Source organism: Salaquimonas pukyongi (genome assembly GCF_001953055.1).
GTDB classification, from domain to species: domain Bacteria; phylum Pseudomonadota; class Alphaproteobacteria; order Rhizobiales; family Rhizobiaceae; genus Salaquimonas; species Salaquimonas pukyongi.
Genome location: NZ_CP019044.1, coordinates 634362 through 652288 on the forward strand (window position 1 = coordinate 634362; position 17927 = coordinate 652288).

General features: G+C 59.2%; 16 protein-coding genes and 1 pseudogene. 11 read left to right on the forward strand and 6 right to left on the reverse strand.

Annotated features, from left to right (window positions below):
* Positions 1 to 38: 38 nt before the first annotated feature.
* A complete protein-coding gene (gene groES, locus BVL55_RS03090; RefSeq protein ID WP_075995683.1) occupies positions 39 to 335 on the reverse strand; it encodes a co-chaperone GroES in 297 nt (98 codons plus the stop codon).
* Between the two features lie 222 nt (positions 336 to 557).
* Positions 558 to 1835, reverse strand: coding sequence for an EAL domain-containing protein (locus tag BVL55_RS03095; RefSeq protein WP_162841439.1), 1278 nt, complete (start codon positions 1833 to 1835; stop codon positions 558 to 560).
* Positions 1836 to 2095: 260 nt separating this feature from the next.
* Between BVL55_RS03095 and BVL55_RS03100 the strand changes: the two genes are divergently transcribed.
* The 4 genes from BVL55_RS03100 to BVL55_RS03115 are packed head-to-tail and all read left to right on the forward strand — an operon-like array spanning position 2096 to position 5467.
* A complete protein-coding gene (locus tag BVL55_RS03100; RefSeq protein ID WP_075995685.1) occupies positions 2096 to 2983 on the forward strand; it encodes a TIGR01459 family HAD-type hydrolase in 888 nt (295 codons plus the stop codon).
* A gap of 6 nt (positions 2984 to 2989) precedes the next feature.
* Complete coding sequence (locus BVL55_RS03105; protein WP_342097867.1) at positions 2990 to 3973, forward strand: bifunctional riboflavin kinase/FAD synthetase; 984 nt, start codon at positions 2990 to 2992, stop codon at positions 3971 to 3973.
* Positions 3970 to 4701: an SDR family NAD(P)-dependent oxidoreductase gene (locus tag BVL55_RS03110; RefSeq protein WP_075995687.1), complete on the forward strand. Its 732-nt coding sequence runs from the start codon at positions 3970 to 3972 to the stop codon at positions 4699 to 4701. Before BVL55_RS03105 ends, BVL55_RS03110 begins: the two co-directional genes overlap by 4 nt.
* A gap of 1 nt (position 4702) precedes the next feature.
* Entirely contained in the window at positions 4703 to 5467 is a 765-nt protein-coding gene (locus BVL55_RS03115) for an SDR family NAD(P)-dependent oxidoreductase (protein WP_083649341.1), read from the forward strand.
* Here the strand turns inward: BVL55_RS03115 and BVL55_RS03120 are convergent, their stop codons facing one another.
* Entirely contained in the window at positions 5468 to 5902 is a 435-nt protein-coding gene (locus tag BVL55_RS03120) for an RES family NAD+ phosphorylase (protein ID WP_075995688.1), read from the reverse strand. It lies immediately after the preceding gene.
* Positions 5903 to 5905: 3 nt separating this feature from the next.
* Entirely contained in the window at positions 5906 to 6319 is a 414-nt protein-coding gene (gene parS / locus BVL55_RS03125) for a type II RES/Xre toxin-antitoxin system antitoxin (RefSeq protein ID WP_083649342.1), read from the reverse strand.
* Positions 6320 to 6626: 307 nt separating this feature from the next.
* Between parS and ileS the strand changes: the two genes are divergently transcribed.
* Both ileS and BVL55_RS03135 read left to right on the forward strand, forming a co-directional pair.
* Positions 6627 to 9539 (forward strand): isoleucine--tRNA ligase, encoded by a 2913-nt coding sequence (ileS, locus tag BVL55_RS03130; protein ID WP_075995689.1) that lies wholly within the window; start codon positions 6627 to 6629, stop codon positions 9537 to 9539.
* Between the two features lie 255 nt (positions 9540 to 9794).
* The gene (locus BVL55_RS03135; protein ID WP_156892398.1) at positions 9795 to 10475 is read left to right on the forward strand and encodes a hypothetical protein; all 681 of its coding nucleotides are present in this window, start codon (positions 9795 to 9797) and stop codon (positions 10473 to 10475) included.
* Between the two features lie 11 nt (positions 10476 to 10486).
* On the opposite strand, the gene BVL55_RS03140 is transcribed toward BVL55_RS03135, so the two are convergent.
* Positions 10487 to 10933 (reverse strand): nucleoside deaminase, encoded by a 447-nt coding sequence (locus BVL55_RS03140; protein ID WP_075995691.1) that lies wholly within the window; start codon positions 10931 to 10933, stop codon positions 10487 to 10489.
* Between the two features lie 29 nt (positions 10934 to 10962).
* Here BVL55_RS03140 and BVL55_RS03145 point away from each other — a divergent pair.
* The 5 genes and pseudogenes from BVL55_RS03145 to BVL55_RS03165 form a co-directional block, all read left to right on the forward strand.
* A pseudogene (locus tag BVL55_RS03145) lies at positions 10963 to 11794 on the forward strand (pseudouridine synthase); the annotation flags it as partial.
* A gap of 225 nt (positions 11795 to 12019) precedes the next feature.
* Positions 12020 to 12595 carry a 16S rRNA (guanine(966)-N(2))-methyltransferase RsmD gene (rsmD, locus tag BVL55_RS03150; RefSeq protein ID WP_244530577.1) on the forward strand — a complete coding sequence of 192 codons (576 nt, stop codon included), beginning with the start codon at positions 12020 to 12022 and terminating at the stop codon, positions 12593 to 12595.
* A 104-nt stretch (positions 12596 to 12699) separates the two neighbouring features.
* Positions 12700 to 14082, forward strand: a complete 1383-nt coding sequence (locus BVL55_RS03155) for a M16 family metallopeptidase (RefSeq protein WP_244530578.1) — start codon at positions 12700 to 12702, stop codon at positions 14080 to 14082.
* Positions 14079 to 15425 carry a M16 family metallopeptidase gene (locus tag BVL55_RS03160; protein ID WP_075995694.1) on the forward strand — a complete coding sequence of 449 codons (1347 nt, stop codon included), beginning with the start codon at positions 14079 to 14081 and terminating at the stop codon, positions 15423 to 15425. The genes BVL55_RS03155 and BVL55_RS03160 overlap by 4 nt, the downstream gene beginning before the upstream one ends.
* Positions 15426 to 15518: 93 nt before the next feature.
* Positions 15519 to 16355 carry a patatin-like phospholipase family protein gene (locus tag BVL55_RS03165; RefSeq protein WP_075995695.1) on the forward strand — a complete coding sequence of 279 codons (837 nt, stop codon included), beginning with the start codon at positions 15519 to 15521 and terminating at the stop codon, positions 16353 to 16355.
* On the opposite strand, the gene BVL55_RS03170 is transcribed toward BVL55_RS03165, so the two are convergent.
* Positions 16352 to 17779 (reverse strand): MATE family efflux transporter, encoded by a 1428-nt coding sequence (locus BVL55_RS03170; RefSeq protein WP_244530579.1) that lies wholly within the window; start codon positions 17777 to 17779, stop codon positions 16352 to 16354. The two genes, BVL55_RS03165 and BVL55_RS03170, sit on opposite strands and share 4 nt — an antisense overlap.
* Positions 17780 to 17927 lie beyond the last annotated feature (148 nt).

Genomic DNA, 17927 nt, shown 5'->3' on the forward strand with positions numbered 1-17927 from the left:
GTCAGCCAGCCCGGATAAGTGTGTAATTAGGGGCGGCGTTAGCCGATCACGCCCATGATGTCGGATTCTTTCATGATCAGCACTTCTTCGCCGTTGAGCTTTACCTCGGTGCCGGACCATTTTCCGAACAGCACGCGGTCGCCGACCTTGACGTCGAGTTCCACCAGCTTGCCGTTTTCGTCACGGGCACCGGAGCCAACTGCAACGATCTCTCCTTCGGAAGGCTTTTCCTGAGCGGTGTCGGGAAGGATAATCCCACCGGCAGTTTTCTCCTCGGATTCAACGCGGCGCACGACCACACGGTCGTGAAGTGGACGGAAGTTCATTTTAGCCATCGCTATTTTCCCAATTTTCTGAACCATTTACCTGTTGTTTAAACGACCGGAGCCGGTCGGAAACAGGGCCTCAAAAACTTTAGCACTCCCAGTAGGAGAGTGCTAACAAGGGGGAGATAGGCAGCAGACCGCCGCTTGTCAATGGATCGATGGAGAGGGCGGGGGGATTTACTGCAAATTTATCCGCCATGGCAGGCATCAAGGCGCATGCCCTGGATATCATCAGGCGGAATGATCGTTTGCCTTGCCGGCTGCTTCGTCAGCCCTGGAATACAGCCTGATGCTGCGTGGCGGGGAGATGAGATCGCCCGTTCCGAACGGGACGTCAAGGTCCAGCAGCCCGGTGGCCTGGTGGCGTTCTGTGATATCCGTTGCAATCACAGTGCTTCCGGCTCTTGCAGCACCTGGAACAATCTCTTCACCGGTCCGCCGGTTCGTTCCGGGCAGATAGGAGAGCAGGGCGCTAGCCGGGGCAAGCAGATGGCTGTAGCGCCGCCCGGCAAGGTGTCGCAGAGTTTTCCGGGTACCGCCAATTCCTGCCAGGGCAATTGAAATGTCCAGTTCGGCCAGCGAGAAAAGCGGATTCAGTCGTTCCTCCGCCTTGCTGTTTACGGCCTCCACAGCAATTACCGCGATAAACCGCTCCGCCAGTTTATGATCGCTTTTGAGTTTGCGGGACAGTATTTGCCAGTGATCGCTGTCTTCATATTCCGGACAGTGGAAACGGTAGAAAATACCTGCGGATTCTGAATCCTCGTCCATGGCGCGGCAGACCCGGGCCAGTTCGAACACCGCAAAATGATCGATCTCGGCCTTCTGGCGCGTGTCGAGACTGCTCAGCAGACTGCGTGTGGCATGCTCCATGCCATCGATTTCCACACAAGGCACCGCTTCCACATAGGCGATCTTGCGGGACAGCAGATCGATAACGGGCTGCAGTTTGATGCGCAGCGTCCCTTTATCCAGCGATCGGGCAACTTGCTGAAGGTACTGTTTGTGGTTCTTGTCAGCCAGTGCATCGCTTTCCTTGCCGGTTACAAGCCGCACGACATTTTCGTTCTCGAAGTCCAGCGACCAGTCGCGGTTGCTTTCGGCAGCTTTGGCAGCGTTTCCTGCCGGGTTTTCCGCCAGTTGGCGCGGATGTGAAGTGCCGGCGGAAAGCGCAGCCATCTGGCCAAGCATTTTGTCTTCCAGTTCATCCAGCCGTTCATCCATGCTGGCAAACTGCGCACGGTCGGGGTGATCGCGTTCGATCTGGTCCAGCCGGCGTACAATGTCGCTGTCGAAGGAAGATACCGCTGAAAGCCGTTTGCGGATCAGATGGCTGGAAATAGCCTGGCCGGAATAGATGGCCAGAACCATCAGGCAGCAGAAGACGGCTGCTGCTGCCATCACCGTATCCACTGCCGACAAGGCAAACAGCCCCCTTGCCGCGATAGCGGCAATGGCCGCGATCAAGGCGATCGCAAGGGGTAGACCGATCTTGCCGAGCATACGCATGACTGGAATTCTCCGCCGCAACACCGGCAAAAGCTGCCGTGCCGCCACCAAACTCCCCATAGTAAACACCAAGCTGGCGGCTTCTCAAAGCCCATCCCGCCTGGATGGTAAGCAAACATGATTAAATGGCCGCTCAAAAATGTTGATACAGCCTTGTCCAGCAGGCGCGACTTTGGCTTGCAACGGGCGCGACACTCTGGTCATAAGGGCGTCAATGTGAAACATGCAGGCTGCGGGCCTCAATTTCGGAAGGATGCGGAATGAACACGGCTGTGCCGGCAAGCGAAAAACCGGCAGCGCCCCGGATCGATGGCCTGTCACGAATTGCCGATGGCTACGATCTGCTTTTGTGCGACGTATGGGGCGTGCTGCATAACGGGCTGGCGGCCAAGCCGGCGGCGGTCAGCGCACTTTCCTCTTTTCGCCAGGGCGGCGGTACGGTAGTGATGATCACCAATGCGCCCCGCCAGCGCAAATCGGTCTTTGCCCAATTGGCAAAGCTCGGCGTTCCGTCCGGCACTTTTGATACCGTGGTGACGTCAGGCGATGTGACGCGCAGCCTTATTGCACAGGGCCCCGCGAAGATCCTTCACATCGGCACGGAAAAGGATCTCAACCTCTTTGAGGGTCTCAACGTGGAACTGGTTGGCGAGGATGAAGCGGAAGTCGTCGTGTGCTCTGGTCCGTGGGATGAACAGACCGAGACGCCGGAAGACTACACACCGCTTCTTGCCCGGCTTAAGGACCGTGGTCTCAGCATGATCTGCGCCAATCCCGATATCGTCGTGGAGCTTGGTGACCGACTGATTTACTGCGCCGGTGCCATCGCACGCGAATACGAGCGTTTGGGCGGCAAAACGCAAATTGCCGGAAAGCCCTACAGACCGATCTATGACCTGGCCCTTTCCGAAGCCGGGCGCATTGCCGGAAAAACGTTTGACAGCAAGCGCATTCTGGCCATCGGGGATGGCATGCCGACAGATATCGCCGGGGCCGCCGCTTATGGGGTCGATGCGCTTTACATCAGCGGCGGCATCCACGCACAGGAATACGGTGCGCCAGAGGAGCCCGATCATAACCTTGTGGGCCGCTTTCTGGCCGGACATGACGCCCATCCGGTGGCCTACATGCCCCGGCTGGAATGGTAGCAGGGCGTGTTGGCCGCCATGCAGGGCACTTTGAGCGACTGGTATGAATCAACATCCGGCCTGCCGGCCCGTCTTCAGGGCGGAGTTGTGGCCATCGGCAATTTCGACGGTGTGCATCTGGGACACCGGGCGGTGCTGGAGCAGACACTGGAAATTGCCCGTACAACATCCGTTCCGGCACTGGCGCTGACCTTCGAACCCCATCCAAGAACCTTTTTCCGCCCGCAGCAGCCGGTATTCCGCCTGACAGGTGCCCGGCGCAAGGCCCACCTGCTGCTGGACGCTGGCATGGATGGTGTGGTCAGCGAACCCTTTGACGATGGTCTTGCCCGGCAGACAGCTGAAGATTTTCTGCAGAAGCACCTCCAGCAGGGCTTGAAGGTTTCCCACGTGGTTGCCGGTCACGACTTTCATTTCGGCCGGAACCGGGGCGGAACCCCCGATCTGTTGATGCAATGGGGCAGGGAACATGGTTTCGGTGTGACGCTGATCGATGCCTTTAACGATCCGCAACAGCCATCCAGCATCGTTTCTTCCTCCCGGATCAGAACCGCGCTGGGCGAAGGAGATGTCGCTACCGCCAACCGGTTGCTGGACCGGCCATTCGATGTAGCGGGCACCGTTGTGGAAGGCGCCCGGCTTGGCCGCACGCTCGGCTATCCCACGGCCAATCTGAAGCTTCCGGAAGAAACGCAGCTTCGCCATGGCGTCTACGCGGTGCGCCTGCAGCGGGCTGATGGCAGCCTGCATGACGGTGTGGCGAGTTTCGGCCGGCGCCCCACCTTCGACAACGGGGCACCGCTGCTGGAAACCTTCATTTTCGATTTTTCCGGCGACCTCTACGGCGAAGCGGTAACGGTTTTCTTTCATGGCTGGATACGGGCGGAAGAGAAGTTCGAAAGTGCCGAAGCGCTGGTCTATCAAATGGATGAGGACAGCCTGGCCGCGCGCCGGATACTTGAACGCAGTCCGCCCGTTACGGTGCAATGACGACGCTTGCGGCAAAGCGCCGGCGCATCCTTGTGACCGGCGGCACGTCCGGAATTGGCCTGGAACTCGTCCGCCGCTGGGTAAAGCGCCACGAGATCATTGCCACCGGGCGCTCCTTTCCTGAAGAACTTTCAGACCTGGCGGCGCAGAACCCGGGCCTTACCCATTCAAGGACCGATCAGGCAAAGCCGAGGGATGCAGCTGGCCGGATTGCGGCGGCGATTACAGCGCGCGGCTGGGAGATGCTCGATCACGCGGTGCTCAATGCCGGCACCGGCTTTGTCTGTGATCCGGCGGACGAGGATATCGCGCGAATTCTGGAAACGCTGACCACCAATCTGACGGCTTCCATGGTGCTGGCCCATCATCTTTTCCCGCTGCTTGAAAAGGGTGGGGGAACGCTGACGCTGATCGGTTCGACGGCGCATCGCGGGGCTCCGGCCTTTGCAAGTTATGCCGCCTCCAAGGCGGGCCTGAACGGCTTTGCCCGCTCGCTGCGCGAAGAGTGGCGCGGCCGGGTGCGGGTGCAAATCCTTCATCCCGGTCCCACCCGCACAACCATGCATCAAAAGGCCGGACTGGATACCGGCAGGGCAGGCGCGTTCTTCACACCGCCGGCTGCCATGGCGGCGATGATCGATCACGCCATCGCCCGCCGGGTTGCGGTCCGCAGGCTTTCCTTCCTGCGTTATTGGTCGGGCGAAGGCCTTTTGGCTCGGGGGCTGTGAAGTGGCGAAGAAAAGGGCATTGATCACCGGCACATCCATGGGGCTTGGCAGGGCATTTGCTGAAAAACTGGTGCAGGACGGCTGGCAATTGGTAACCGTTGACCGTCATGCTCACACCGGACGGGAGTTTTCTGCAACGAATGGCGTTCATTTTCAGTGCGACCTGTCAGAGCCTGCTGAAGTTGAAAAACTGCTGACCCGCCTTGCACGGAAAGAAACGTTTGATCTTGTCATCCTGAATGCGGGCGCCAATGCTACGGGCCGGTTTGAAGTGATTGATGCCGATGCGATCCCCAGGCTCGTTCATCTCAACGCTTTCGCTCCCATGGCACTTGCTGCCGGTCTTGCCCGCGCCGGCAAACTGAATGCAGGTTCCAATCTGGTGTTCGTCTCCTCGCTTTCCCATTTCACCGCCTATCCCGGCGCGTCGGTTTATGCCGCAACCAAGGATGTGATTGCCATCTACGCAAAAAGCATCCGCAAGCCGTTTGCCCGGCAGGGTATCTCGGTCAGTTGTGCCTTTCCCGGGCCGTTGCGCACCGCCCATGCCGAGCGTCACGCACCGAAAGGGGCCAAGGCGGAAAAACGCATGTTGCCGCAGGAGGCAGCGCAGAAAATTCTGGCCGGTGCCCTTTCCGGCAAACCGACGATCATTCCAGGTTTCGGGCCGGTGTTCTTTTCCTTTGCGGGAAGGGGGTTTCCAGGCTTGGCGGCACGGGCCATGCGCCGCCTGATCTATGACAGGCTGGACCGCGAGGTGTGGTGATTAAACCCGAAAACGTCGATCAATGGCATGTCGGTTCGATGAAACAATCTTTATTCCGCTTTCCTGCAGGGCCGCCGGATTGATCAGATAATTGAAGGCATTCGGTGCGATGATACAGGGAACCTGCAGAACCATACCCTCGTCCTTTTCCACGAAATCCTGCCAGATTTGCCGGGTAACCATGACATCGTCCTGCCACCCGGTGCGCAGTTGTGGTTCTTTTATGACAACATCATCGGGTATCCGGATTTCCAGCAATTGATAGAAATCCGGCAGAAGCGCCAGATCGGCATGAACCAGCATTTCCAGCAATGCGGTTGAGACATGATCGGAGGTATAGACAATGGGAGTGCCGCGATGGTTCCACCGCGCTGCATAAATCATCCCGCCACGGCCCGACAAGTCGGCGAAAGCGGAGATGCGCCAGACTTTCATCGGTTATGAATACATGCCGAATTCAATGTGCCCCAACACTTCCGAGACGTGGAATGCACCGGACTCAGACTTCAGAAGTTCCATGGGAATGGCACCGTTCAAAGCCCGGTTTGGGCGGCGCAGCCATAAATTGGCTTTCTCTCTTGTACCCAGAACCCGTTCTGCGTGCTCCATGATGCGCTCAAGACGCAACACACGGTCCGACTCGTCAAGCGGTAGCGGTTTTGGGCTCTTTTTCCTGCGGTCAAGGGTACGCCGGGGCGCCACAACCTCGGCGATTTCCCCGGCCGAAAACCCCAGGGACTTCAGCTTTTCCAATCGGCTTGCCGGCACTTTGAAGGCGCTGACAGAAGGGTTCGTCCCTGCACGCGCTTTCTCGTCAACCGCTGGTGCTGCTGCCTGAATGTTGTTACTCATTGCCGCCTCTCTTTGCCATTTGCCATATAGAGTATGCGCATTTGGCGCAAAATTCAAGAACAAGCCTATTTATTCGCCCTCTGCCTGCTGCTATGGAAGCGCCATGAAAAAGCGCCCCGCCTTCGCCTTTGCCATACGAATTACCGGCCCGGTCCCGGCCTGAGCCTTGTCGGCCAGCCGGGTCCCGGGAAGCGTTGTTGTCTGGGTTGTACCGGCATGCGCCGCACGGCCTTTTCCCTGCAAGTTCGAGTAAACCGCAAGGTCCCCGCCGCTTGATTGCAAGCGGGCACACCACCGATTGAGAACAATGACTGACAAGAACACCCAAGACCGAGACTGGTCTCAAACGCTTTATCTGCCGAAAACCGAGTTTCCCATGCGCGCCGGCTTGCCGAAGAAGGAGCCGGAAATCGTCGCCCGCTGGCAGGAAATGGACCTCTACCGCCTGCTGCGCGAGGATGCGAGGGACCGCCCGCTCTACGTGCTGCATGACGGCCCGCCCTATGCCAATGGCAACATCCATATCGGCCATGCACTCAACAAGATCCTGAAGGACGTCATCACCCGTTCCTTCCAGATGCGTGGTTACAACTCGAACTATGTGCCCGGCTGGGATTGTCACGGCCTGCCGATCGAATGGAAGATCGAGGAACAATACCGCGCAAAGGGCAAAAACAAGGACGAGGTGCCGGTCAACGAATTCCGCAGGGAATGCCGCGAATTTGCCCAGCACTGGATCGATGTACAGACCGAGGAATTCAAGCGCCTGGGCGTTGAGGGCGATTTCAAACAGCCCTACACCACGATGAATTTCAAGGCAGAGGCCCGCATCGCTGGTGAACTGTTGAAATTCGCCATGTCCGGACAGCTCTATCGCGGCTCCAAGCCGGTGATGTGGTCCGTGGTCGAGCGCACCGCACTGGCCGAAGCCGAAGTCGAGTATCAGGATTACGAGTCCGACACGATCTGGGTGAAGTTTCCTGTTACAGCTGGCTCCGATGAACTGTCGGATGCCTTCGTCGTTATCTGGACGACGACGCCCTGGACCATCCCCGGCAACCGCGCCATCTCCTATTCCAGCCGCATTGGTTACGGTCTTTACGAGGTCACGGCGGCCGAAAACGACTTTGGCCCGCGCCCGGGCGAGAAGCTGATCTTTGCCGACAAGCTGGCGGCAGGTTCCTTCGAAAAAGCAAAGCTCGAATACAAGCGCCTGCGCGATGTTGCAGCAGACGAACTGGCGGCCCTTGCCTGTGCCCATCCGTTGAAGGGCTTTGGCGGCGGCTACGAATTTGCCGTTCCCCTGCTGGAAGGCGATCACGTTACCGACGATGCCGGTACCGGCTTTGTCCACACTGCCCCTGGCCATGGCCGGGAGGATTTTGATGCCTGGATGGACAACGCCCGCGATCTTGAGGGGCGGGGCATTTCTCCCGCCATCCCCTTCACCGTGGACGATGCGGGCTATTTTACCAAGGATGCACCAGGCTTCGGTCCTGACCGGGAAGAGGGCGCAGCCCGCGTCATCGATGACAAGGGCAAGAAGGGCAACGCCAATCAGGCGGTCATCACCGCGCTGATCGAGGCCGACCGGCTGTTTGCCCGTGGCCGCCTGAAACACACCTATCCCCATTCATGGCGCTCGAAGAAGCCGGTAATCTTCCGCAACACGCCGCAATGGTTCGTCTATATGGACAAGGATTTGGGTGACGGCTCGACCTTGCGTTCGCGTGCGCTCAACGCCATCGACGACACCCGCTTTGTGCCGTCCGCCGGTCAGGTGCGCCTGCGTTCGATGATTGCCGAGCGGCCCGACTGGGTGCTGTCGCGCCAGCGCGCCTGGGGCGTGCCGATATGCGTCTTTGCCGATGAAGACGGCAATGTGCTCAAGGACGAAGCCGTCAATGCCCGCATTCTCGAAGCCTTCAAGGCTGAAGGAGCAGATGCCTGGTTTGCCGAAGGGGCAAAGGAGCGTTTTCTCGGCAACGACCATGATCCCGCCAAATGGATAAAGGTCACGGACATTCTCGACGTGTGGTTCGATTCAGGTTCCACCCATGCCTTTACGCTTGAAGATCGCGACGATCTGAAATGGCCGGCCGACGTCTATCTGGAAGGATCGGACCAGCACCGTGGCTGGTTTCATTCCTCCTTGCTGGAAAGTTGCGGCACGCGCGGCCGTGCGCCCTATGAGACCGTTATCACCCATGGCTTCACCATGGCTGAGGACGGCCGCAAGATGTCGAAGTCACTCAACAACCAGGTCTTTCCACAGGATGTGATGAACAAGTCCGGCGCAGACATTCTGCGCCTTTGGGTGATGACCACCGACTACTGGGAAGACCAGCGCCTCGGCCAGACCATCATCCAGACCAACATCGACGCCTATCGCAAACTCAGAAACACCATCCGCTGGATGCTCGGTACCCTTGCCCACGATGCAGGGGACGAAGTAGTGCCTGCCGACATGCCGGAGCTGGAGCGGCTGATGCTGCACCGGCTGCGGGAACTCGATGGCGTCGTCAACACCGGCTATGACAGTTTTGACTTCAAGCGCATCGCTCACCATCTGCTCGATTTCATGGTCACCGACCTGTCGGCATTCTATTTCGATATCCGCAAGGACACGCTCTATTGCGATGCGCCTTCGAGTCTGCGCCGCAAGGCGGCGCTGCAGGTCGTGCGTCTCGTTTTCGAGCGCGTGGTCACCTGGCTCGCCCCCATGTTGCCCTTTACCATGGAAGAAGCCTGGCTTGAGCGGTTCCCGCAGGCCCGCTCCGTGCATCTGGAACAGTTCCGCAAATGCCCCGAGGACTGGCGCGATGATGCGCTGGCTGCCAAATGGAAGAAGGTTCGCCGGGTGCGCCGTGTGGTTACCGGCGCGCTGGAGATCGAGCGCCGTGAAAAGCGCATTGGCTCCTCGCTCGAATCGGCTCCTGTTGTCCACATCACCGATGATGAACTGATGGCCGCGGTTGAAGGGCTTGATCTTGCCGAAATCTGCATCACAAGCCAGATCGGCGTATCCGCCGATGCGCCGCCTGCAGATGCCTTCATGCTGGACGAGGTTTCCGGCGTTGGCGTGGTTCACAAACCCGCGCAAGGCAGGAAATGCGCCCGATCATGGCGGATTTTGCCGGAAGTCGGCTCTGATCCCGATTATCCAGAGCTTTCGCTGCGCGACGCTGCTGCTGTGCGCGAGATCGACGCAAAAGCCTGATTCCCGGCGTTATCAGCCGCATCATCGGCCTGAACCGGCATCTTCAGCGTTAACCCCGTTGGCGGTTTACGGCGCACAGGAGCGGGAATCCTCCCACCGCGCGGAGCTGTCGCATTGATTCAGGGGGGATAATGCGATATTTTCATCGCGTGCCGGAAATACGCCGTATTTCTGGCTATGCATGCGCACGATACCGGACAAGCCGGCTCAGACCGGAGTTTGAGTGCAACGCGTGACAAGGCTCAGGGGAGCGCTGTGATTACTGAAAAATCCACAATGGTGCTGGCCGGCGTCCTGCTGGCTTCTGCAACGCTTTCAGGCTGTGTAGGCGGCACCACCTATGGAACCGGCGTCGCCCAGGAAAAGGCGACGGTGAGCGATCTTGCGAACATCCTCTCGTTCCGCAAGAAGCGTCCCCAGAAAATCGACTATGATCCCCGGCCCGATTTGGTGGTTCCCGAGGAGAAACAGCTGATCGAGCCAACGCAGAGTGCCGAAGTGGACGATCAAGCCTGGCCGGAAACCCCCGAACAAAGAATTGCCCGCGTTCGCGAGGAGGCTGAATCGGTGCGTGGCGATATTGTCGAGGAAATGCGGTTTGCCCGCAGCACCAAGAATTTCCGTTCAGCCGGTCCGGGCGATGCCCCCAAGGGAGAAGGCATCCCCAATGTAAACTGCGATCCGAGCGGCATTTCGGCGCGCCGCTGTACCCCATCGGAAATTTCCAAGGCAGTGCGCGCTGAACGCAAGGAAATCGCCTCGGTCGGCAAGACCGGCCATCAGCGCCGCTATCTGACGGAACCGCCGATTGAATACCGCACCTATTCGGAAAATGCGCCGGTCGGCGATCAGGGCTACACAGAAGAAGAACTGGCCAAGGCGGCAGCAGATCGCAAACGCCGTGAGCTCGAAGAAGCCACCAGGCCAAGTCTGTAGGGGCCTGGAGCCTAATTCCGCAGTTTCTTGAAGAATTCCGTCAGCAATTCATTGGCGCGGATTTCCTGTATTCCCGAATAGACTTCCGGCCGGTGGTGGCAGGCTGCGCTGGAATAAAACCGTGTGCCGTTTTCCACCGCGCCGCCTTTTGGGTCGGATGCGGCATAGTAAAGCCGCCGGATGCGCGCAAAACTGATGGCCGCCGCACACATGGCACAGGGCTCCAGCGTTACCGTAAGATCACAATCGGTCAGCCGTTCGTTTTCAAGCGCGCGGCATGCCTCGCGGATCACAAGAATTTCCGCATGGGCAGTAGGATCGTTCTGCTCGCGGGTCCGGTTGCCCGCCCGTGCGACAAGCCTGCCATCCTTCGAGATGACCGCACCCACCGGAATTTCGCCCCGGGCACCGGCCGCGGCGGCTTCTTCCATCGCAATGTCCATCCAGCCGCTCAACATTGGCTCCGGTTTTTTGCGCCACTGACACAATGGTGGCTGTTCGCCGAACTCAAAACCGTCTAAATCATCCCGTCATGCAAGACAAACCTGAAACCACACACACACCGGCCGGGCAAGAAGACAAGCCGGAGCGGATTGCCAAGCGCATGGCCCGTGCCGGCCTTTGCTCGCGGCGCGAAGCGGAGGCCTGGATTGCTGCAGGCAGGGTCCGTCTTAACGGCAAGGTGCTGAACACGCCGGCGGTGACCGTCAGCAACGCAGATCATATCGAGGTGGACGGTGAGGTTTTGCCGGCGAAGGACCGCACGCGGCTGTGGCTTTATCACAAGCCGTCCGGACTGGTGACGACAAACCGCGATCCTGAAGGACGCAAAACGGTGTTCGATGCCCTGCCGGAAAACCTGCCGCGCGTTATCACGGTGGGCCGGCTTGATATCAACACCGAGGGTCTGATGCTGTTGACCAATGATGGCGGCCTTGCACGGGTTCTGGAATTGCCCGATACCGGCTGGTTGCGCCGATATCGGGTGCGTGTTCACGGTTCGGTCAACCAGCAACAACTCGACACACTCAAGGAAGGGATCGCCGTTGACGGGGTTCTCTACGGCTCCATCGAGGCAGTGCTGGAGCGCACCCAGGGAACCAATGCCTGGATCACCATGGCGTTCCGGGAAGGAAAAAACCGCGAAGTCAAACAGGTCCTGGGGACGCTGGGTCTTGCCGTCACCCGCCTCATCCGTGTTTCCTACGGTCCCTTTCAGCTTGGCGATCTTGAACCCGGCACGGTACGCGAAATCAGGGGCCGCACCCTTCGCGACCAGTTGGGCGCCCGGTTGATCGACAAGGCCGGGGCGCAGTTCGAAACCGCTGCACCCAACCCCGCCCTCAAACCAAACAGCGTCCAGCCTGCAACGCAAAAAAAGAGCCCTGCAAAAAAGGCATCAAGGGGCAAGCGGTACAATACGGGCAACAGAAAACCCGCCGCCGAGGAAGCGCTGGACAAACTGTCGACACGGCCCGCCAAAAAGCGCAAACCAAAGGTCGCCCGCAAGGTATCGCCTGCAGTGCCACAAAAGGGGAAACCCGGTGCGGATCGTCGGCGGTAAGTTTGGCGGGCGGCGGCTGGCCGGCCCAAAGTCAAACACAAACAGAGGCCTGATCCGGCCGACCAGCGACCGCAATCGCGAGAGCCTGTTCAACATTCTGGCAGCCCGCATGGATGTTACCGGCAAGCGGGTGATCGACCTGTTTGCCGGCACCGGTGCGCTCGGTCTCGAGGCATTGTCCCGGGGCGCGTCCTATGCGCTGTTTGTCGACAACAGCACCGAAGGCCGCGCCCTGCTCAGAACCAATATCGAGCAATTGGGGCTGCAGGGCTGCACCCGGATTTTCAGGCGCGATGCCACCAGGCCCGGCCCGTGCGGAAACATGCCGCCATTTGATCTCGCCTTTCTCGATCCACCCTACGCCAAGGGGCTGGGAGAGCGTGCGCTTGCCGCATTAAGGGATGGCGGCTGGCTGGCTGACGATGCCCTCGTGATATTGGAGGAAAATACGGCAGCCATGCCTGGCTCATTTGACGGCTATGACGTGCTGGACCTGCGAACCCGTGGCGAGACGTCCATCGCCATTCTTTCGCCGTCTGAAACGCTTCACCGATGAACGTCTTGTGATGAAAGCCTGTGAATTTGCGCTGTTCATTTGACGGCAGCCCGGTATGTTTCCCCGTAGTTTTGTGGAGTATTTCTGCGAGCTGTAGTTCCGGTTTGATCCGTCAATGGGAGGTTTCCATCCTGAGCTTTCGAATTCGTATCGCCGCTGTTTGCCTGGCTGTTGCTTGCACCCTGGCAGCGTTTGCCGGCGCAAGCGCAGGCACTGCAGCAGGAAAGCCGGAGATATCCCGGTTTCTGCTTGCCAACGGCTTGGAAGTGGTGGTCATTCCGGACCGCCGCGCACCCGTCGTCACCCACATGGTCTGGTACAAGAGCGGTTCGGCGGAGGACCCAAGAGGAAAATCCGGCCTTGCACATTTCCTTGAGCATTTGATGTTCAAGGGAACCAGAAACGTTCCTGCCGGTGAATTTTCCGGCAAGGTGGCTGAAATCGGCGGGCAGGAAAATGCCTTCACCACCGTGGATTTCACCGCCTATTATCAGAAGGTTTCACCCCAGGCGCTGGAAATGGTCATGTTCTACGAGGCCGACCGCATGGCGAATCTGGTTTTAACCGAGGCCGTCATCGAACCGGAAAAGAATGTGATTTTGGAGGAGCGCCGCTCGCGGGTCGATTCAAGTCCGGGCGGTATTTTGGGCGAAACGGTTGCAGCCCTGCTTTACAAGCATCACCCCTACGGCATTCCGATCATTGGCTGGGAACACGAGATCAAGGGTCTTGCCCTTGACGATGCCATGCAGTTTTACAAGCAGCACTATCGGCCGGACAATGCCGTGCTGGTGGTTGCCGGCGATGTCGAGGCGCAAAACGTGCTGGAATTGGCGAGCCGCACCTATGGCAAGCTGCCGCCTGGTGAAGGAGTGGTGCCGGTCAACCGGGTTGTTGAACCCGAGCCGGTGGCAGCACGCTCTGCCGAATATTTTGACGAGCGGGTGACAACCCCCTCCTTCGAGCGTTTCTACCTCGTTCCCTCCTATCAGACGGCACAGCCGGGAGAAGCCGAAGCGCTCGATCTGCTGGCATCGATCCTCGGCGGGTCAACCACCGCACGCATTTACCGCAAGCTGATTGTAGAAGATGAAATCGCCACGGGGGCAGGGGCCTGGTTTCAGGGCGCTTCCAGGGGCCAGACCCGTTTCGGCCTCTATGGCAGGCCGCGCGGCAAATTCACCGTGGAAGACGTGGAGCGCGCCATTGCGGACGTACTCGACGACATCATCGAGAACGGGGTCAGCGAGGAAGAACTGAACCGCCAGCGCAATGCCCTGCTGAAAAGCGTCATTTTCGAGCGCGACAGCCAGACGACCCTTGCCCGCCTCTACGGCACGGTTCTTTCGCTGGGCGGTAAGATCGAGGACATCCACCAATGGCCGGATCGCATTGCCGCCGTAACCGTTGAGGACGTCAATGCTGTGGCACGCAAATATCTGCGCCCGCAGCGCTCCGTTACCTCCTATTTAAGGCCCAAGCCATGAACCGGAATTTTCCGCTGTTTCCTGCCACTCTGCGCTTTTTGGCGGTCTTGCTCATGGTGGTGGGCACGGTAACTGGCGCGCAGGCCGCCGACACCCGAGAAGTTACTTCGCCTTCAGGGATACGGTTCTGGATTGTTGAAGACTACACCGTTCCCATAGTGACACTGTCCTTCGAGTTTAAAGGGGGCGCCAATCAGGATCCGGCCGGAAAAGCCGGCCTTGCCGCCGTGCTTGCGGCAATGATGGATGAGGGAGCCGGCGGCATGGATGCTGCCGAGCTCAAGGCCGAGCTTGAGGCGCGCGGTATTGAAATGGGATTTTCCTCCGGCCGCGATGCCCTTAGTGGCGGCATGCGCGTTTTGGCAGAGGAAGTTCAAGGCGCGTTCACATTGCTCGCCGGCATTCTGGCAGCACCGGCATTCGAGGAGCAGGCGTTGGAACGCATCCGTGCAGGCTTCATTCAGCGGGCTGTGCGCAGCAAAACCAGTCCGCGGGCCATTCTAGCAAACACCATGCGGGACAACCTGTTTTCCAGGCACCCCTACAGCCTGGGCTCGCGCGGAGACGAGCGAACGCTTGCCCGCATCACCCGCCGGGATATCGTTGAACAGCACCAGCGCATTATGGCGCGCGACAACCTGACCATAGGCATCGTCGGTGCAATTGCGCCGCAGGATGCTGCAAGGATGGTGGATGAAGCCTTCTCCGCCCTGCCTGCAAATGCCGCCCTGGAGCCCGTTGGCGATGTCGAGCCGGTGTTTGGTTTCAAAAAGCACATCGAATTCAATACGCCGCAAACAACGGTTTCCATTGCCCTGCCGGGGGTCAAGCGTGCCGATCCCGATTTCTTTGCCGCCTATCTGATGAACCACATTCTTGGCGGCGGCACATTCTCCTCGCGGCTGTATGATGAAGTCCGGGAAAAGCGCGGCCTTGTCTACAATATCGGGTCGAATCTGAGCACGCTTCGCCACAGTGCCTATCTTTCCGCGGGATTTTCCACGAGGCCCGACCAGGCAGGACAGGCACTCGATCTCATGCTTGATGAAATACGCAGCATGGCCGAGAACGGACCGGAAGCAGGCGAACTGGAAGCGGCCAAGAAATTCGTTCTTGGCGCCTATGCGATCAACAACCTCGATACCTCGGCCAAGATTGCCGACGGGCTGGTTCGTCTTCAGGCCGAGGCGCTGCCCATTGATTATGTCGAGAAAAGGCCTGAATACATCAACTCGGTCACGCTCGATGATGTAAGGGAAATCGCATCGCGCCTGCTCTCGGTGGAACCGGCCATCGTCACCATCGGACCGCAGCCCGTGCTCCGGGATGCCGCGGCGAACTGACCGCTAACTGCAAAGCGTTGGCATGAGCATGGACCGGCGGTCCTCCATTGTGTATGGGCAGGCCAGTTCCGGTTTCATGCGGGAAAACTACGTATGACAAATCAAAAAAAGGTTGCCCTGGCATTGGGCGGCGGCGGTGCGCGGGGCATTGCCCATATCCATGTTCTCAAGGCGTTTGACGATCTGGGCGTCACGCCGGCGGCGATATCCGGTTCGTCTATCGGCGCCATTGTTGGGGCCGGCTATGCATCGGGCATGAGCGGTGCGGACATCGAGGAACTCTTGCTGGGAGCGTTCGGCAACCGCACCGCGGTGTTTGCCAGTTTGTGGAAGTTGCGTCCCCAGCCGTTGCGTGCGTTTTCCGGCGCGGTGCCGTTTGGCCAGATGGACATTGAAATGGTGCTGGAGACGTTCCTGCCGGAAACCTTTCCCCATACCTTTGATGAGCTGTCGGTTCCGCTTTCCATTACCGCGACCGATTATTATGGCAATGCGCTGAAGGTGCTGGACACCGGCGACCTGCGAAAGGCCGTGGCAGCTTCTGCCGCCATTCCGGTGGTCTTTGTTCCGGTTATCATCGATGGCTGTGTGCTGATTGATGGCGGCATCAACAATCCCCTGCCGTTCGACCTGCTCGACAGCGCGAAATACAGGGTCGTTGCCGTGGATGTCGTCGGCCTGCCCATGGGAACGCCCGGCAAGCTGCCTTCCCGGATCGATTCTGCCTTTGGTGCCAGCCAGCTGATGATGCAGTCGATCACCGGACTAAAACTCAGAACCGATCCGCCCGACCTCTTTCTGCGGCCCAAGGTCGATGCCTACCGGGTCCTCGATTTTCTCAAGGTGCGCGAAATCCTTGCCGAAACCGCACCGGTATACGAAGAGGCTAAACGCGGTCTGGAACGCCTGCTGGAAGCAGACACACTCTAGAGACCCGCTCCCCGGCCGGAGGAAAACGGTGAATTGGCCACGGCCGGCACATAGACGCTGATGCCCTCTTTTGCAGCCTGGCGAGGCAGGCTGCGCAGAACGACGTGACAGGCCACAAGCGCCAGAATGCCGAACAGTGCGCCGCCCAGCCCCCAGCCGATGATGATGCCTTCTGCTCCCCAGCGGCTGCCCACATGGGCAAAGGGAATGACGCCCAGTGTCGCCCGCCCCCAGTTGAAAAAGGTGGAATAGATGGGGTGGTCGAGATTGTTGAAGGCGGCATTTGCAACGAACAGGAAGCCGGCGAATATCTGCGTTCCGGCAACCAGATAGCAGAAGACGGCGATCATCTGCTGCGCATCGCCCTTGGCGCCGAATACGAAGATGATCAGATCTTTCAGAAGCGCCAGCAGGCCCCACATGGCGACGACATAGACCAGCGTGAATACCAGCGAGTCACGCATGGCGCTGTTGACGCGGTCAAGACGGCCTGCACCGTAATTCTGCGCAAGGATCGGGCCAACGGCGCCCGAAAGCGCAAAGATGGCGGCAAAGGCAAGGGGAATGATCCGCCCCACGATCGCCCAGCCGGCAACCGCATCATCGCCGAAACCTGCGATGGCGCCCGTCACATAGGCATTGCCGACCGGTGTTGCCACCTGGGTGAGAACGGCGGGGCCGGCAATGCGAAGGAAGGGGGCTGTAAAGGCATGCAATTCCTCTCCGCTTGGCATGCGCACCATGTCGTGCACGCGCACCGTGCCATGAAGGCCGACGATCACGAAAAGTACGCGCACGATCACCACTGAAATCGCCGCGCCGGTTATTCCCAGATCAAAATAGAAAATCAGCAACGGGTCGATGGCGGCAGCCGATAGACCGGAGGAAAGCGTGACATACATTGCCCGCTTGGCATCGCCTTTGGCACGCAGCAGCCCGGCGCTTGCCATGCCAATCCCGAGCAGAGGGATGGAAGGAATGGTGATGGCCATGAAACCGGCCGCAATTTCCTTCGTGCGCCCCTTTGCGCCGAGGAGATCAAGCGACCATCCGATCAACGTAAAAAGCACGACGGCCATTATAATGGCCATGACAAGCATGAAGATCAGCGATGCCCCCGCATAGGCCTTGGCCCGCCTTTCATTGCCGGAGCCGATGGCGCGTGCGGTGAGCGCGCCTGCCGCGATCGTCAGGCCGATGCACACCGAAACGGCAAAAAACATGATGGTGGAGGCATAGCCGATTGCCGCCGCCAGTTCCTGCTGGCCAAGCAGCGAGATATAGAAAAGGTTGGCAAGGTCGACCAGAAAGATGGCAACCAGGCCCAGCGCGCCGGTCGTCGACATGACCACCACATGACGCATGGTGGAGCCGGTCAGAAAAGCCGGGCCGTTCTGTACCCCTTTAGCTGGTGTTTTGGCCAAGGTAGAAGCGCCCCGTAATTCAGACCATCGCAGACATTTTCATTGCCTCCTGCGCCCTGGAGGCCGACCTGTCAACACACGCTCGGCAATTGCCACCTTGAAGCGGGCGGTGCAACGCCCTATGGAACGCACGGTCCGTATGCATTAT

Excerpts from the sequence above, each read along its gene's own strand:
- groES (WP_075995683.1), bottom strand. The coding sequence starts at position 335 with ATGGCTAAAATGAACTTCCGTCCACTTCACGACCGTGTGGTCGTGCGC.
- BVL55_RS03095 (WP_162841439.1), bottom strand. The coding sequence starts at position 1,835 with ATGCGTATGCTCGGCAAGATCGGTCTACCCCTTGCGATCGCCTTGATC.
- BVL55_RS03100 (WP_075995685.1), top strand. The coding sequence starts at position 2,096 with ATGAACACGGCTGTGCCGGCAAGCGAAAAACCGGCAGCGCCCCGGATC.
- BVL55_RS03110 (WP_075995687.1), top strand. The coding sequence starts at position 3,970 with ATGACGACGCTTGCGGCAAAGCGCCGGCGCATCCTTGTGACCGGCGGC.
- BVL55_RS03120 (WP_075995688.1), bottom strand. The coding sequence starts at position 5,902 with ATGAAAGTCTGGCGCATCTCCGCTTTCGCCGACTTGTCGGGCCGTGGC.
- parS (WP_083649342.1), bottom strand. The coding sequence starts at position 6,319 with ATGAGTAACAACATTCAGGCAGCAGCACCAGCGGTTGACGAGAAAGCG.
- ileS (WP_075995689.1), top strand. The coding sequence starts at position 6,627 with ATGACTGACAAGAACACCCAAGACCGAGACTGGTCTCAAACGCTTTAT.
- BVL55_RS03140 (WP_075995691.1), bottom strand. The coding sequence starts at position 10,933 with ATGTTGAGCGGCTGGATGGACATTGCGATGGAAGAAGCCGCCGCGGCC.
- BVL55_RS03160 (WP_075995694.1), top strand. The coding sequence starts at position 14,079 with ATGAACCGGAATTTTCCGCTGTTTCCTGCCACTCTGCGCTTTTTGGCG.
- BVL55_RS03165 (WP_075995695.1), top strand. The coding sequence starts at position 15,519 with ATGACAAATCAAAAAAAGGTTGCCCTGGCATTGGGCGGCGGCGGTGCG.